At 60.4% G+C, this 16,008-nt stretch carries 15 protein-coding genes; 9 read left to right on the top strand and 6 right to left on the bottom strand.

The features are described 5' to 3' along the window. Window positions 1–77 precede the first annotated feature (77 nt). Window positions 78–1,217 (top strand): MFS transporter, encoded by a 1,140-nt coding sequence (locus CX511_RS00075; protein WP_045181334.1) that lies wholly within the window; start codon window positions 78–80, stop codon window positions 1,215–1,217. On the opposite strand, the gene CX511_RS00070 is transcribed toward CX511_RS00075, so the two are convergent. Both CX511_RS00070 and CX511_RS00065 read right to left on the bottom strand, forming a co-directional pair. Beyond that, window positions 1,214–2,770, bottom strand: a complete 1,557-nt coding sequence (locus CX511_RS00070) for a phospholipase D family protein (RefSeq protein ID WP_045181336.1) — start codon at window positions 2,768–2,770, stop codon at window positions 1,214–1,216. The genes CX511_RS00075 and CX511_RS00070 overlap by 4 nt on opposite strands. Window positions 2,771–2,829: 59 nt before the next feature. Then, window positions 2,830–4,260: an aminotransferase-like domain-containing protein gene (locus tag CX511_RS00065; protein WP_177409694.1), complete on the bottom strand. Its 1,431-nt coding sequence runs from the start codon at window positions 4,258–4,260 to the stop codon at window positions 2,830–2,832. Between the two features lie 179 nt (window positions 4,261–4,439). On the opposite strand from CX511_RS00065, the gene CX511_RS00060 reads away from it, so the two are divergent. Next, window positions 4,440–4,670: a DUF1127 domain-containing protein gene (locus CX511_RS00060; protein ID WP_045181341.1), complete on the top strand. Its 231-nt coding sequence runs from the start codon at window positions 4,440–4,442 to the stop codon at window positions 4,668–4,670. A gap of 137 nt (window positions 4,671–4,807) precedes the next feature. Here CX511_RS00060 and CX511_RS00055 read toward each other — a convergent pair whose 3' ends face one another. Further along, a complete protein-coding gene (locus tag CX511_RS00055; protein ID WP_045181343.1) occupies window positions 4,808–6,112 on the bottom strand; it encodes an NAD(P)/FAD-dependent oxidoreductase in 1,305 nt (434 codons plus the stop codon). 115 nt (window positions 6,113–6,227) lie between these two features. On the opposite strand from CX511_RS00055, the gene CX511_RS00050 reads away from it, so the two are divergent. Then, window positions 6,228–6,581 carry a YkgJ family cysteine cluster protein gene (locus CX511_RS00050; protein WP_045181345.1) on the top strand — a complete coding sequence of 118 codons (354 nt, stop codon included), beginning with the start codon at window positions 6,228–6,230 and terminating at the stop codon, window positions 6,579–6,581. 3 nt (window positions 6,582–6,584) lie between these two features. Here the strand turns inward: CX511_RS00050 and dadR are convergent, their stop codons facing one another. Then, the gene (gene dadR / locus CX511_RS00045; RefSeq protein ID WP_008366790.1) at window positions 6,585–7,073 is read right to left on the bottom strand and encodes a transcriptional regulator DadR; all 489 of its coding nucleotides are present in this window, start codon (window positions 7,071–7,073) and stop codon (window positions 6,585–6,587) included. 156 nt (window positions 7,074–7,229) lie between these two features. On the opposite strand from dadR, the gene dadA reads away from it, so the two are divergent. The 6 genes from dadA to CX511_RS00015 all read left to right on the top strand — a co-directional run bounded on the left by dadA (window position 7,230) and on the right by CX511_RS00015 (window position 13,243). After that, window positions 7,230–8,531 carry a D-amino acid dehydrogenase gene (gene dadA, locus CX511_RS00040; protein WP_045181348.1) on the top strand — a complete coding sequence of 434 codons (1,302 nt, stop codon included), beginning with the start codon at window positions 7,230–7,232 and terminating at the stop codon, window positions 8,529–8,531. Beyond that, on the top strand, window positions 8,503–8,856 hold the full coding sequence (locus CX511_RS00035; protein WP_101293194.1) for a RidA family protein: 354 nt from the start codon (window positions 8,503–8,505) through the stop codon (window positions 8,854–8,856). The genes dadA and CX511_RS00035 overlap by 29 nt, the downstream gene beginning before the upstream one ends. 94 nt (window positions 8,857–8,950) lie before the next feature. Continuing rightward, window positions 8,951–10,024 (top strand): alanine racemase, encoded by a 1,074-nt coding sequence (gene alr / locus CX511_RS00030; protein WP_045181353.1) that lies wholly within the window; start codon window positions 8,951–8,953, stop codon window positions 10,022–10,024. A 108-nt stretch (window positions 10,025–10,132) separates the two neighbouring features. Continuing rightward, entirely contained in the window at window positions 10,133–10,681 is a 549-nt protein-coding gene (locus CX511_RS00025) for a cupin domain-containing protein (RefSeq protein ID WP_028942437.1), read from the top strand. 159 nt (window positions 10,682–10,840) lie between these two features. After that, window positions 10,841–11,245: a c-type cytochrome gene (locus CX511_RS00020; RefSeq protein ID WP_101293193.1), complete on the top strand. Its 405-nt coding sequence runs from the start codon at window positions 10,841–10,843 to the stop codon at window positions 11,243–11,245. Window positions 11,246–11,362: 117 nt separating this feature from the next. Further along, the gene (locus CX511_RS00015; RefSeq protein ID WP_101293192.1) at window positions 11,363–13,243 is read left to right on the top strand and encodes an acetyl-CoA hydrolase/transferase C-terminal domain-containing protein; all 1,881 of its coding nucleotides are present in this window, start codon (window positions 11,363–11,365) and stop codon (window positions 13,241–13,243) included. Between the two features lie 122 nt (window positions 13,244–13,365). Here CX511_RS00015 and CX511_RS00010 read toward each other — a convergent pair whose 3' ends face one another. Continuing rightward, window positions 13,366–13,935 (bottom strand): xanthine phosphoribosyltransferase, encoded by a 570-nt coding sequence (locus CX511_RS00010; RefSeq protein WP_045181362.1) that lies wholly within the window; start codon window positions 13,933–13,935, stop codon window positions 13,366–13,368. 63 nt (window positions 13,936–13,998) lie between these two features. After that, window positions 13,999–16,008, bottom strand: coding sequence for a DNA helicase Rep (rep, locus tag CX511_RS00005; protein WP_045181365.1), 2,010 nt, complete (start codon window positions 16,006–16,008; stop codon window positions 13,999–14,001).

Below are 16,008 nucleotides of genomic sequence, written 5' to 3'. Positions count from 1 at the left end.
CCACAGCCGGACCTTGCTCAATGCAGGTCCGGCTGTGTTGTTTCTGCACAACAACAAAAAAGGCCTGGGAGGCTGCAATGCGTTGGGGTACCTATTTCGCCGTGCTGAGCGCGGTGCTCAGTGTCGGTCTGGCGCTGGGGGTGAGTATGCCGCTGGTGTCCCTGCGCCTTGAGGGGTGGGGCTATGGCAGTTTCGCGATCGGCGTGATGGCGGCGATGCCGGCCATTGGTGTATTGGTGGGCGCCAGTCTGTCCAGTCGCCTCGCCGCCCGTTTCGGTACGCCGGGGCTAATGCGCCTGTGCCTGTGGGCTGGCGCGTTGTCCATCGGCCTGTTGGCGCTGTTGCCTAGTTACCCGATTTGGCTGGTGCTACGCCTGTTGATCGGGATGATCCTGACCATTGTCTTCATCCTCGGTGAGAGCTGGATCAACCAGTTGGTGGTCGAGCACTGGCGCGGGCGCCTGGTCGCCCTGTATGGCTGCAGTTATGCCTTGAGTCAGTTGGCTGGCCCGTTGTTGCTGGGCCTGCTGGGTTCGGAAGATGACCTGGGCTTCTGGATCGGCGCGGGCCTGTTGCTGGTAGCGCCGCTGGTGCTGCTGGGGCGTGGCGGGGCACCGAGCGCAGAGGCTTGCAGTGTGACGCTGTTCGATCTGATCGGTTTCTGTCGGCGCTTGCCAGTTATTGCCTGGGCGATTGCCCTGTTCGCTTCCTTTGAAGCGATGATTTTGACCCTGTTGCCGGTGTATTGCCTGCAGCAAGGCTTCAGCACTGAGATCGCCTTGTTCATGGTCAGCACAGTGGTGGTTGGCGATGCGCTGCTGCAATTGCCTATTGGTGCCCTTGCCGACCGTATGTCGAGACGTACGCTGTTCAGCGGTTGCGCGATAACGCTGTTGCTATCGAGCCTGGCCATTCCATTGATGCTGCAAACCTGGGCGATCTGGCCTCTGTGGGTATTGTTCGGCGCCAGTGCCGGCGGTTTGTTCACCTTGTCGCTGGTGTTGATCGGTGAGCGTTACCGGGATGATGCTCTGGTGCGGGCCAATGCCCATGTTGCGCAGCTCTGGGGCATTGGTTGCCTGATCGGGCCGTTGGCTGCAGGTGCCGGAAGCCAGTGGGTCAGTGGGCATGCTTTGCCACTGCTGATGGCAGCCGGTGCTGCCGGGCTGGTACTGCTTGCGAGGCGCCCGAATGCCTTCGAGCCTGCGCCGGTCTAGAGCATCCGTTCCAGGCCTACAGCTTTGCTGATCCAGGCATTGAAGCGCCGCCACAGGCCACCGGGTTCGGTGGTCAGGGTGTGTAGACGGTGATTGTCTTCGGTGACCCAGACCATTTTGCCGTCGACCAGCTGCGGTTGGTAACTCAACGCTGGGGCCATACCCTGAACGGCCAGCTCACGGGTGTATTCGGCCAGTTCCGGGCTGTCGACCATGACCCCGACTTCGGTGTTCCACAGCACTGATCGTGGATCAAAGTTGAACGAGCCGATAAAGGTTTTGCGCCGGTCGAAGATGATCGCCTTGCTGTGCAGGCTTGAGTCGGAACTACCGTAAATGCGCAGCGTTCGGTTCGGGCTGGGATCGCCCGGCTGACGGCGCAGTTCGTACAGTTTTACGTCGTGCTCCAGCAGCGCCCGGCGATACGGCGCATAGCCGCCATGCACAGCGGGTACGTCGGTGGCCTCCAGGGAGTTGGTCAACAGCTTGACCGAGACTCCAGCATCAGCCCGACTGGTCAAATACAGCAAGCCGGTTTCGCCAGGCACGAAGTACGCCGAGATCATGATCAGCTCATGACGAACACCATTCATTTCCGGGGCCAGTTGCTGGGTCATCAGCAATTGCGGGTCAGGCTCGTCACGGGCCAGCACCTTGCTTGGTGCATCCCACAGCGCCTGGTTGTGCGCCCAGATCAGCTCGTTGCGCCAGATGTCCAGGCGCGGTCGGGCTTTGTAGGCCATCAAACGGTCGTACAGTGCTTTGCGCTCGACTTGTGCACGGGCCAGATAGTCCTCCAGGCGCTGACGGCTGGCACTGAGATCATTGGCATCGGGATCGACCAGCAGGAAGTCGTTAATGGGCTGACTTAGGGCGCTGTTCCAGTACTGGTCAAAACTGTGTCCGAGTTGCTCGGCGACCGGACCCACGCCGAGCAGATCAATGTCGGTGAAATTCAGGTTGGGCTCGGCATCGAAGTATTCGTCACCCAGGTTGCGACCGCCGACGATGGCCATGCTGTTGTCCACCAGCCACAACTTGTTGTGCATGCGCCGGTGTTGCAGGTTGAGGTTGAACAGCCGGCCCACCGCGCGTGTGACGCCGGTGCTGCGGCCCAGTTGCAGCGGGTTGAAGACGCGGATGTGGATATTGGGATGGACGGCGAGGGTGGCCATCTCCACATCGAGACCGTCACTGGTAGTGTCGTCGAGCAGGATGCGCACGCGCACGCCACGGTCGGCAGCCAGTAACAGCTCGTGGGTCAGGGCGCGGGTGCTGAGGCCGTCACGAACGATGTAGTACTGCAGGTCGATGCTCGATTGGGCGTTGCGGATCAGCTCGGCGCGCGCGCGAAAGGCTTCCTTGCTGTTGGGCAGCAAGCGAAAGCCCGAGCGCCCTTCGTAGGCGGATGCTTGGCGTTGCACCGAGCGCCCAAAGGCGGAATCACTGGCGGGCAGTGCCTGGCTGACTTGCCGGGGCTGGCTGACACTGGCGCATCCGTTCAGGCCGAGTATCAGCGACAGCAGCAGGGGCAGCGTGCGCGGGCTTCTCAAGGCAGTGGGTCCTTCACAACAGGGGCTTATGGGTATCGACCGCGAGCGGCGGCGGAACGTTACCCGTCACTATCGGCTTCGGCCAGTAGACGAATGGCGGTCTCACCCACTTTGCGCACTGCCGCCTCGATCTCGGCAGTGGGGCATGCGGCGAAGTTCATTCGCAGGCAGTTACGGTATTTGCCCGAGGCGGAAAAAATACTGCCCACGGCAATCTGTACGCCTTGCCCAAGTAAAGCCCGGTTCAGACGCAGGGTGTCGAAACTTTCCGGTAGCTCTATCCACAGCATGAAGCCACCTTGCGGCCGGCTGGCGCGGGTGCCTGGCGGAAAGTAGCGGGTGACCCAGTCGCTCATCTGATCACGCGCGCGTTGGTACTGGCTGCGCATGCGCCGCAGGTGCGGCTGGTAGTGACCACCTTCGATAAAGTCGGCAATCGCCAGCTGCGGCTGGGTTGCGGTGCAGCCAGTGCTGATGTACTTCATGTGCAGCACCCGCTCCAGATAGCGCCCAGGTGCGGCCCATCCGATGCGCAGGCCTGGGGCCAGGGTTTTGGAGAACGAACTGCAGAGCAACACCCGACCGTCTTCGTCGAACGACTTGATAGTCCGCGGACGCGGGTAGGTGTAGGCGAGGTCGCCATACACGTCGTCTTCGAGGATCGCCACGTCAAAGCGCTGAGCCAGCGTCAGCAAAGCTTTCTTACGTGCCTCGGGCATGATGTAGCCGAGCGGATTATTGCAGTTCGGGGTGATCTGGATGAGCTTGATTGGCCACTGTTCCAGCGCCAGCTCCAGGGCCTCGAGGCTGATGCCGGTGATCGGGTCGGTTGGAATCTCCAGGGCTTTCATACCCAGGCCCTTGAGGGTCTGCATGGCACCATGAAAGCTTGGCGAATCCACTGCGACGATATCGCCGGGCTGACACACCGCGCGGATGCTGGCCGACAGTGCTTCGTGACAACCGGTGGTCACGACCAGGTCAGCGGGGCTTACCGTGCAGCCGGAGTCGAGCATCAGGCGGGCGATCTGCTCGCGCAGGGCCTGGGTACCGGAGATGGTGTCGTAATACAGGCCGGGCATGTCCTGGCGCCGACTGAGCTGGGCCAGGCTGCGCAGTAAGGGTTTGAGCGTCGGGCTATCGACATCCGGCATACCGCGACCCAACTGCACCACATCCTTGCTGGGCACACTGCGGATCAGTTCGATGACCTGTTCCCATTGGGAAATCTCTACCGGGCGCTGTGCTGGGCGGCTGACGGCGGGCAGGGCGGGGAGGCTGCGATCGGTGGGCACGAAGTAGCCGGACTTGGGGCGTGGAGCGGCCAGGCCATTGTCTTCCAATAGGCGATAAGCCTGCTGCACGGTGCTCAGGCTGACGCCGTGCTCCACACTTAAGGCGCGTACCGACGGCAAGCGGTCGCCGGGGCGGTACAGGCCCTGTTCGATACGGGCGCTGAGCAGTTCGGCAAGGTTGACGTAGAGGGTCATGGGCATACTCTCGCGGAAAGCTTTGACTATCGGCCGATACAGATGACGAAAAAATACAGCATTCAGTATGAAAATTGCCAATTCTGTATGGAAATAATAGCGAAGTTTTGAATCTGTAATGCTTTTGCTCAAGCGCGCAAGCTTTGCCTACGGTTATCCAACCCCGGAGGATTCAAGCGATGAGCGGTATGAGCGATGTGCGCCTTAAATTGCACGCTGAAGAACTGAGCCGAGAGCAACGTCTGCAGTTGTTCAGTGTACCGGCCGGGCTCGGGCGCTGGGCACTGATGGCGCACCGTTGGCACAGCCGTCGCGCACTGCTGGAGCTGACCTGCGAACAACTGCGCGATGTTGGCCTTACGCCTGAGCAGGCGCGTGAGGAAGGGTTTAAGCCTTTTTGGCGTGGCTGAAGCCCGCAGCTCGTAGCCGCTGCCGCCAGGCTGCGATTGGACGCGCAGCGGCCATGAAACCTGAATGCCTGCCCCGGATACGGCTGCTGTGCAGCCGATCGCAGCCTGGCGGCAGCGGCTACACGAGCACCCCGACCTTAGACCAGTTCTTTGAGTCGATGCCAGAGCATGCCCAGCGCCAGCAGCGGTGAACGCAGGTGCTTGCCGCCTGGGAAGGTGATGTGCGGCACCTTGGCGAACAGGTCGAAACGACCACTGTGCTGGCCACTGATGGCCTCGCCCAGCAACTTGCCCGCCAGGTGAGTGGCGTTGAGCCCATGGCCGGAATAAGCCTGGGCAAAGTACACGTTCGGCTGGTTCGGTAGACGACCAATCTGCGGCAGGCGGTTGGCGCCGATACCGATCATGCCGCCCCATTGGTAGTCGATACGGACGTCGGCCAATTGTGGAAATACCTTGAGCATTTTCGGTCGCATGTACGCGGCGATATCCTGTGGATCGCGGCCGGAATAATGGCAGGCGCCACCAAACAGCAGGCGGCGGTCAGCGGAAAGGCGGTAGTAATCCAGGGCCACGCGTTGGTCGCAAACCGCCATGTTCTGCGGTAGCAGCTCGTGTGCCTGTGCTTCGCTCAACGGTTCGGTGGCGATAATATAGCTGCCGGCGGGCAGCACCTTGCCACCCAATTCGCTGTTCAAATCGTTGAGGTACGCATTGCAGCCGAGCACCAGAGTACTGGCTTGCACCGTACCCTGAGCGGTATGCACCCGCACCTGTGTGCCGTAGTCGATGCGGGTGACCGCCGATTGTTCGAACAGGCGAACCCCAAGCCGGGTGGCCACGGCAGCCTCACCCAAGGCCAGATTCAGAGGGTGCAAATGCCCCGAACCCATATCGATCAGGCCACCGACATAACGGTCTGAACCAACGACGGTACGCATCTGCTCGGGCTGCACCAGGCGTAGCTCATGGCGGTAGCCCAGGTTGCGCAGCTCTTCAGCATCCTCAGCAAAGCCCTGCAAATCCTTTGGCTTGTTGGCCAGATCGCAATAGCCCCAGGTCAGGTCGCAATCGATGGTGTGACGTTCGATGCGCTGGCGGACGATATCTACCGCTTCCAGCCCCATCAATTTCAGTTCGCGCACGCCGTCAGTACCCAGTAGCGGGGTGAACTGCTCCAGTCCGTGACCGACGCCGCGAATCAGCTGACCACCGTTGCGCCCGCTGGCGCCCCAGCCGATCTTGCGTGCTTCGAGCAGGATCACGTTGAGACCGCGTTCGGCTAGCTCGATTGCCGTGTTCAGCCCGGAAAAACCGCCACCGACGACGCAGACATCACAGCTCAGGTCGCCCTTCAGCGGCGGGTAGTCCGGCTGTGGCACGCTGCTGGCAGCATAGTAGGAGGCGGTGTGCGAAGCGGCTGGCTGAACAGAGGCGCTCATTGATGAGTCCTGTTTTTAAGTGTTTGGAAAAATTGACGCAGGATAAGCTGCACTTTCGGCGGTGGGCAACTATGGCGCAAAATAGCGCCATTCCCTTTCTCCGCCGCAGGCCGCTATGAGTTGCAACAGCCACAAGATCCGATTTCTGCGTGATCAGATTCCGTCATTCGAGTGCGTGCCCGGCTGCCATGACTGCTGTGGGCCGGTGACCACCTCCACCGAGGAAATGGCCCGCCTGCCCCGCAAAAGTGCCGCCGAGCAAGAGGCCGCCCTGGCCGAACTGAACTGTGTGCACTTGGGGCCCAACGGCTGCACGGTGTACGAAGAGCGGCCGCTGATCTGCCGGTTATTCGGTACCACCCCGCGCCTGCCATGCCCCAACGGGCGCGGCCCGGCCGAAATGATCGATCCCCAGGCCGAGAAGCTGGTGCATCAGTACATCGCCAGCACCCGTCAGGTGCTGGTTTGAGGCTCAGTCCGGAATTGGCAGGTTGAGGCTCTCTTTTACCTCTTCCATGACGATATAGCTCTTCGATTCGCGCACATGCGGCAATTTCAGCAAAATATCGCCCAACAGCTTGCGATAAGAGGCCATCTCCGAGATTCGTGCCTTGACCAGATAGTCGAAGTCGCCCGAGACCAAGTGACATTCCAGTACGTGGGGCAGTTTCAGCACCGCACGGCGGAACTCTTCGAAGGTGTCGCCGGACTTGTAGTCCAGGCTGATCTCAACGAACACCAGCAGGCTGCCTTTGAGGTGCTGCGGGTTGAGCCGGGCGTTGTAGCCCATGATGATCCCTTCGCGCTCCAGGCGCCGGACCCGCTCGGTGCACGGCGTGGTCGACAAACCAACCTTTTCGCCCAGTTCAGTAAACGAAATACGCCCATCTGCCTGCAGGATCCGCAGGATGTTGCGGTCGATCTTATCCAGTTCACGTTTGCTTTGGTGCTGGGTTCTCATAGTGGATGCCCCTCCGTAAAAGCCAACCTTGCCGAGAATTCTCGCCAAATATAGGCTTTTATACAGTGAAAAGCACTGGCCATACCTTCCTATACTGCGCGCATCTATGCCATTAACAACAATTGTCAGCGGTACGCTGCGTCGAGGGTAATCAACATGCGAGTTCTGGTACTTGGTAGCGGTGTGATCGGAACCGCCAGTGCCTACTATCTGGCACGGCAGGGTTTTGAAGTCGTCGTGGTCGACCGTCAACCGGCTGTCGCCATGGAAACCAGCTTTGCCAACGCCGGCCAGGTCTCGCCGGGCTACGCTTCGCCATGGGCTGCACCGGGCGTGCCGCTCAAAGCCATCAAGTGGCTGCTCGAGCGCCATGCACCACTGGCGATCAAGGCCACTGCTGACATCGACCAGTACCTGTGGATGGCGCAGATGCTGCGCAACTGCACCGCCAACCGCTATGCCGTGAACAAGGAGCGCATGGTCCGCCTGTCCGAGTACAGCCGTGACTGCCTCGACGAGCTGCGTGCCGAAACTGGGATCGCCTACGAAGGCCGCACCCTGGGGACGACCCAGCTGTTCCGTACCCAGGCGCAACTGGACAGCGCCGCCAAGGACATTGCCGTTCTTGAGCAGTCCGGTGTGCCGTATGAAGTCCTCGACCGCGAAGGCATTGCCCGCGTCGAACCGGCCTTGGCCAATGTCACCGATATTCTGGCTGGCGCCCTGCGTCTGCCCAACGACCAGACCGGCGACTGCCAGCTGTTCACTACCCGCCTGGCGGAAATGGCGGTCAAGCTTGGTGTCGAATTCCGCTTCGGTCAGGACATTCAGCGCCTGGACTACGCCGGTGATCGCATCAATGGCGTGTGGATCGATGGCAAGCTGGAAACGGCCGATCGCTACGTGCTGGCGCTGGGCAGCTATTCGCCGCAGTTGCTCAAGCCGCTGGGCATCAAGGCCCCGGTCTATCCGCTCAAAGGTTACTCGCTGACGGTGCCGATCACCGATCCGGCCATGGCGCCAACCTCGACCATTCTCGACGAGACCTACAAGGTCGCGATCACCCGCTTCGACAACCGTATCCGTGTTGGCGGCATGGCTGAGATTGCCGGTTTTGATCTGTCGCTGAACCCGCGCCGCCGTGAAACGTTGGAGATGATCGTTAACGATCTTTACCCTCACGGCGGCGACCTGAGCCAGGCCAGCTTCTGGACCGGCTTGCGTCCGACCACCCCGGATGGCACGCCGATCGTTGGTGCCACGCCGTTCCGTAACCTGTTCCTCAACACCGGTCACGGTACACTGGGCTGGACCATGGCGTGCGGTTCCGGCCGCTTGCTGGCCGACCTGATTGCGCGCAAAAAGCCACAGATCAGCGCCGAAGGTCTCGATATCTCTCGTTACGGAAAACACCAGGAGCCTGCAAAGCATGTCAGTCCAGCGCCAGCTCACCAATGAGCGTATGAGCCAGATCGTTACTCACAATGGCACCGTCTACCTGGCGGGCCAGGTGGGTGACGACATGAATGCCGGGATTGAACAGCAGACCCGTGAAACCCTGGCCAACATTGAGCGTCTATTGGACCTGGCGGGCACCGACAAGAGCCGTTTGCTCTCGGTGACCATCTACCTGAAGGACATCGATGCGCACTTCCAGGGCATGAACAGTGTCTGGGATACCTGGCTGGCAAAAGGCGTCGCTCCTGCCCGCGCCACGGTTGAAGCCAAGCTGTGCGAGCCGGAAATCCTCGTCGAACTGTCGGTAGTGGCTGCCCTGCCGTAATCGCAATCCCTCACCCGGTGCCGCTGGCGGCCCACCAGCTGCCTTCGAGCGCCGGGTTTTTTACTCTAACCAGACTGCCCAGAAGGCTGCCGTCATGCGTCCTGCTCGTGCCCTGATCGACCTCCAAGCACTGCGTCACAACTACCAACTGGCCCGCGAACTGTCGGGTGCCAAAGCCCTGGCCGTGATCAAGGCCGATGCCTATGGCCATGGCGCTGTGCGTTGCGCGTTGGCGCTTGAGCAGCAGGCCGATGGTTTTGCCGTAGCCTGCATCGAGGAAGCGCTGGAGTTGCGGGCGGCTGGGATCAAGGCGCCGGTGTTGCTGCTCGAAGGTTTTTTCGAAGCCAGCGAGCTGGAGCTGATCGCCCAGCACGATCTGTGGTGCGTGGTGCATTCGCTGTGGCAACTGGAAGCGATTGAACAAGCGCGGATCAGCACACCGATCACCGTCTGGCTCAAGCTCGACAGCGGTATGCACCGGGTTGGTCTGCACCACACGGACTATCAAGCGGCTTACCAGCGCCTGTTGGCCAGTGGCAAGGTCACCCGCATCGTGCTGATGAGTCACTTCGCCCGCGCCGATGAACTCGACAGCAGTGCCAGCAGCGACCAGGTTGCGCTGTTTCAGACTGCGAGCCAAGGGCTGACGGCCGAGGTCAGCTTGCGCAACTCGCCCGCGGTATTGGGCTGGCCGAATATCCCCAGTGACTGGGTGCGCCCGGGCATCATGCTCTACGGTGCTACGCCGTTTGAAGTACCGCAGGCCGAGGCCGCGCGCCTGCAGCCGGTGATGACCCTGCAATCGCGGGTCATCAGTGTTCGCGAGCTGCCAGCCGGGGAACCGGTGGGGTACGGCGCCAAGTTCATTAGCCCGCGCCCGACCCGGGTCGGGGTGGTTGCCATGGGTTATGCCGACGGCTACCCACGCCAGGCGCCGACCGGCACACCCGTGATGGTGGCCGGCAAGCGCAGTCAATTGATCGGCCGGGTGTCTATGGACATGCTCTGCATTGATCTGACCGATGTGCCAGAAGCTGGCCTCGGCAGCCCGGTCGAACTGTGGGGCAAGAATGTCCTGGCCAGCGATGTGGCATTGCAGGCAGGGATGATCCCGTACCAGATCTTCTGCAACCTCAAGCGCGTGCCGCTGGACTATATCGGCGATTGAAGCGCCAAAGCGGACAGGCTGCGGGTCGAAGTGTTGTAAATACTGAACGCTGTTGCGATGATAACGTTCAATTTCGACCCCACTCGTTCGTTTAGGAGGGCTCCAGCATTGGACGTCGGTGAACGACTGCAAGCCATTCGCAAGCTCAAGGGCCTGTCCCAGCGTGAACTCGCCAAACGTGCGGGCGTCACCAACAGCACGATCTCGATGATCGAGAAGAACAGCGTCAGCCCTTCAATCAGCTCGTTGCGTAAAGTGCTGGGCGGTATTCCAATGTCCATGGTTGAGTTCTTCTCGGAAGAGCTGCAGCCGGAAAACCCCACGCAGATCGTTTACAAAGCCCATGAGCTGATCGACATCTCTGACGGTGCGGTGACCATGAAACTGGTCGGCAAGGCGCATCCGAGCCGGGCAATTGCGTTTCTCAACGAAGTCTATCCCCCCGGTGCCGACACCGGCGAAGAGATGCTCACCCATGACGGTGAAGAGACTGGCATTCTTCTCGAAGGCCGTCTGGAATTGGTGGTTGGGCTGGAAACTTTTATCCTCGAAGCGGGCGACAGCTACTATTTTGAAAGTACCAAGCCGCACCGTTTCCGCAATCCGTACGATGAGCCGGCTCGGCTGATCAGCGCGGCAACCCCGGCCAACTTCTAAGGCGTATGGCACGCGGCGGATTGTCGCGGCTAAGACCCTTTGGACACTAGGGTTGTTTCGGTATGGCAGGGTTCCCGTTATACTTGCGCCGCCTGCGAAACCGTGGCCGCGGGCGTGACTAGCCACCATGAGGGTGTACGTGTGAATCTAATCAAGAAAATGCTGGCCGTACCAGCTGCCGTATTGGCCCTTTGGGCAGTCAGCGCACAAGCTGCGACCAACGACGACATCGCCAAGCGACTGGAACCGGTCGGCCAGGTGTGTGTACAAGGTCAGGAATGCAAGGGAATGGAAGTTGCTGCCTCCGCAGGTGGCGGTGGTGCCAAGACCCCGGATGAAATTATCGCCAAGCACTGTAATGCTTGCCACAGCACCGGACTGCTCGGCGCGCCGAAAATCGGCGACACGGCTGCCTGGAAAGAGCGTGCCGACCACCAGGGTGGTCTGGACGGTATCCTGGCCAAGGCAATCACGGGCCTGAACGCCATGCCGCCTAAAGGCACTTGCGCAGACTGCTCGGATGACGACCTCATGGGTGCCATCAAGAAGATGTCCGGCCTGTAAGCCTGCACTTCGCCAACAAAGCCCGCCACGTGCGGGCTTTGTTGTTTTTAGCGCTGGCCTGGGGAGCAAACTCGGGCCATGCTCGGTCGAACCTGCAAGGATGACCGGGAGGCGCAGATGGCGCACAGCTATTCGATTGAAAAGGCTGTAGATGAAGTGTTGGCACGATTGCCGGCGCATATTCACATGGGTTTGCCACTGGGCCTGGGCAAGCCCAACGCCTTCGTCAATGCGTTGTATGCGCGCATCCGCCAGTTGCCCGAACGGCGACTGACGATCTATACCGCCCTGAGCCTGGGACGTCCCGATCTGGGGGACGGCTTGCAACGGCGCTTTCTCGAACCCTTTGTCGAGCGGGTATTTGCTGACTATGAAGAGCTTGAGTACCTGAACGACCTGCGCGGAGACCGTCTGCCGGACAATATTCGCGTCGAGCAGTTCTTCATGCAGCCCGGCAGCCTGTTGCACAGCACCATGGCCCAGCAAGACTACGTCAGCAGCAACTACAGCCATGCTGCGCGGGATATCAATGCCAAAGGGCTAAACCTGGTGGCCCAACTGGTCGCGGCCGATCTGCAGCGCCCGGACCACCTGAGCCTGAGTTGCAACCCGGACATCACTCTCGACCTGTTGCCGATGATCGCGCGGCGGCGTGCGGCAGGGGAAACCATCCTGTTGTTAGGCCAAGTGCATACTGAATTACCCTACATGCCAGGTAGCTCCGAGTTGCCTCGGCAGGATTTCGATGTACTGATTGATGCCGTGGAACACAGGCGTCTGTTCTCGACGCCAAACATGCCGGTTACCACCCAGGATCACTTCATCGGCTTACACGCCAGTACACTGGTACGCGACGGCGGCACCTTGCAGATTGGCATTGGTGCTATGGGCGATGCTCTGAGTGCCGCGCTGCTGGCCCGACAGGCCGATAGCGAGGCCTATCGGGCCTTGCTCGCCGACATGGATCTACAACCTTGGCAGCCGCTAATTACCCGCGAAGGTGGCATCGAACCTTTTGCCCAAGGCCTGTATGGCTGTAGCGAAATGTTCGTCAACGGCCTGCTGGCGCTTATGGACGCAGGGATCATCCGCCGTCCGGTGCAGGCCGATGCAGAGCAACAGGCGGGAGTGTTGGTGCATGGTGGCTTCTTCTTAGGACCTCAGGCGTTCTACCAGCGTTTACGCGAAATGCCCCTCGAAAGCCGTCGATGTATCGATATGCGCGCGATCAGTTACATCAACGAACTGTATGGCGAGGAAGCGCTCAAGCGTGTGCAGCGCCGTGATGCGCGTTTCATTAACACGGTGTTCACCATGACCCTGATGGGCGCCGGGGTTGCTGACCAACTGGAGGATGGCCGGGTGCTCAGTGGTGTCGGAGGGCAATACAACTTCGTCGCCCAAGGGCATGCCTTGGAGGGCGGGCGCTCGATTCTACTGCTGCGCAGCTGGCGTGAAGCGGGCGGGGAGGTCAGCTCCAATCTGCTCTGGAGCTACGGCCACTGCACTATTCCCCGGCACCTGCGCGACATCGTCGTGACTGAATACGGTATCGCCGATCTGCGTGGGCAAACCGACGCAGAAGTGATCGCGCGGTTGCTGGCCATCAGTGATTCACGGTTTCAGCCAGGGTTGATCGAGCAGGCGCAGAAGGCCGGCAAATTACCGTCCGCTTTTTCCCTGCCGGCACGCTTTACCGATAACACCCCACAACGGCTGGAGCGCTTGCGGGGCGGACACACACGGCTATTTCCCGAATATCCATTGGGCAGTGACTTCACGCCTGAGGAGCGTGATTTGTTACGGGCGCTGAACTGGCTCAAGAGCAAGTTCAAGTTGAGCGAGGTGTTGGATTTGGGCAAGGCAGCGTTGGACGCACCAGCGCCTGAGGCTTATCCAGCGCAATTGGCGCGGATGGGCTTGGCGCAGCCGCAGGGGCTGAAAGAGGAGCTGTATCAGCGACTGTTGCTGGCGGGTTTGCGGGCTACAGCCACGTGAGAACAGACACCCCGTAGCCGCTGCCGTGAGGCTGCGATGAGGCCCGAAGGGGCTCCAATACAACCACAAGGCAGCGACGTGGGGCGCCTGCTGTGCAGGCGATCGCAGCCTAGCGGCAGCGGCTACAGGAAAGTAACCACACCATCTTTGAGCGACTTGACCCGAGCCAGCGACTCAACGCGATAACCCTGGCTGTCCAGCTCGGCACGGCCGCCCTGGAACGACTTCTCGATGACGATACCCAGGCCGGCAACGGTCGCGCCCGCTTGCTTGATAATCGAGATCAGCGCCTGGGAGGCTTTGCCATTGGCCAGGAAATCGTCGATTACCAGCACGCGGTCGCTGCTGTTGAGGTGGCGCGGGGAGATCGCCACGGTGTTTTCGGTCTGCTTGGTGAAGGAGTACACCGAGGCGGTCAGCAGGTTCTCAGTCAGCGTCAGCGACTGGTGCTTGCGGGCGAAAATAACCGGCACGCCGAGCTTCAGGCCAGTCATCACCGCCGGGGCAATGCCCGAGGCTTCGATGGTGACGATCTTGGTGACGCCGGAGTCGGCGAACAGACGGGCGAATTCGTCGCCAATCAGTTGCATCAGCGCAGGGTCGATCTGATGGTTAAGAAACGCATCGACTTTGAGAACCTGATCGGAAAGCACGATGCCTTCTTCGCGAATCTTCTGGTGCAGTGCTTCCACTGTGGTAATTCCTCGATGTAGCAAGAGTGGCCACGGCAGTACGCCGCAGCAAAGGTTGATTATCTAACGTTTGAGCATCGCGCGGATATCGGCCAATGCATTATTGCCGCGCGCGGCCTTCACTTCCGTCGGCGCATCGTCCAGGCCTTCCCAGGCCAGATCATCGTCGGGCAGTTCGTCGAGGAAGCGGCTCGGCGAACAATCGATGATCTCGCCATACTGCTTGCGCTTGGCTGCAAAGGTGAAAGCCAATGTCTGCCGGGCGCGGGTGATGCCCACATAGGCAAGGCGCCGTTCTTCTTCGATGGTGTCCGCTTCGATACTGGAGCGGTGGGGAAGAATTTCTTCCTCCATGCCCATGATGAACACGTAAGGGAATTCCAGGCCCTTGGATGCATGCAGGGTCATCATCTGCACGCCCTCGGCACCGTCTTCCTCTTCCTGTTGGCGCTCAAGCATGTCACGCAAGACCAGCTTGCCGATGGCTTCCTCGATGGTCATCTCACCGTCTTCGTCTTTCTCGAGGGTGTTTTTCAACGCCTCGATCAGGAACCAGACGTTGCCCATGCGAAAGTCCGCAGCCTTGTCGCTGGAACTGTTGGTGCGAATCCAGTTCTCGTAGTCGATGTCCATGACCATGCTGCGCAGGGCCGCAATCGGGTCCTCCAGGGCGACCTGCTCGCGGACCTTGTCCATCCAGCGCTTGAATCGCTGTAGACGGTCGGTGTAGCGGCTGTCCAGATGTTCGCCAAGGCCCAGCTCTTCACTGGCGGCGTACATCGAGATCTTGCGCTCGGTGGCGTAGTTTCCGAGCTTTTCCAGGGTAGTCGAGCCGATTTCCCGGCGCGGTACGTTGATCACCCGCAGGTAGGCGTTATCGTCGTCCGGGTTTACCAGTAGGCGGAAGTAGGCCATCAGGTCTTTGACTTCCTGGCGGCCGAAAAAGCTGTTGCCGCCCGACAAACGGTACGGCACCTGATGGTGTTGCAGCTTCAGCTCGATCAACTTGGCCTGGTAGTTACCGCGATAAAGAATCGCGAAGTCGCTGTAAGGGCGATCGGTGCGCAGGTGCAGGCTGAGGATTTCCATGGCCACCCGTTCGGCCTCGGCTTCCTCGTTCTTGCAGCGGATCACGCGGATTTCGTCGCCATGACCCATCTCACTCCACAGCTGTTTCTCGAATGCATGCGGGTTGTTCGAGATCAGCACGTTGGCACAGCGCAGGATGCGGCTGGTGGAGCGGTAGTTCTGCTCGAGCATCACCACCTTCAGCGATGGGTAATCGTCTTTGAGCAGCATCAGGTTTTCGGGGCGTGCGCCGCGCCAGGCGTAAATCGACTGGTCGTCGTCGCCTACCACGGTGAACTGATTGCGCGTGCCGATCAGCATTTTCACCAGCAGGTACTGGCTGGCGTTGGTGTCCTGATATTCGTCCACCAGCAGGTACCGCACCTTGTGCTGCCACTTCTCGAGGATGTCGGCGTGTTCTTCGAACAGCTTTACCGGCAGCAGGATCAGGTCGTCGAAGTCCACCGCGTTGAATGCTTTGAGCGTGCGCTGGTAGTGGGCGTAGACGACGGCAGCAGTCTGCTCCTTCGGGTTGCGCGCTTTTTCCAGGGCCTCAGGCGGCAGGATCAGGTCGTTTTTCCAGGCACCGATCATGTTCTTGATCTCGTCGACGCCGTCGTCGCCCGAGTATTCCTTCTGCATGATGTCGGTCATCAGGGCTTTGACGTCGGTCTCGTCGAAGATCGAAAAGCCCGGTTTGTAGCCCAGCCGTTGATGTTCCTTGCGGATGATGTTCAGGCCCAGGTTGTGGAAGGTCGACACGGTCAGGCCGCGGCCTTCGCCTTTGCGCAGCAGAGTGCCGACCCGCTCCTTCATCTCCCGCGCGGCCTTGTTGGTGAAGGTCATGGCCACGATGTATTGCGCACGGATGCCGCAATTCTGGATCAGATGCGCGATCTTGCGGGTGATCACGCTGGTTTTGCCGGAACCGGCACCGGCGAGCACCAAAAGAGGGCCGCCGACGTAGTTCACGGCTTCTTGTTGCCGGGGATTGAGTCGGGACAT

It is taken from the genome of Pseudomonas sp. S06B 330, from assembly GCF_002845275.2.
In the GTDB taxonomy this organism is placed as follows: Bacteria; Pseudomonadota; Gammaproteobacteria; order Pseudomonadales; family Pseudomonadaceae; genus Aquipseudomonas.
Note: the sequence above shows the minus strand (reverse complement) of the source record. Positions and strands in the feature narration are given on the sequence as shown.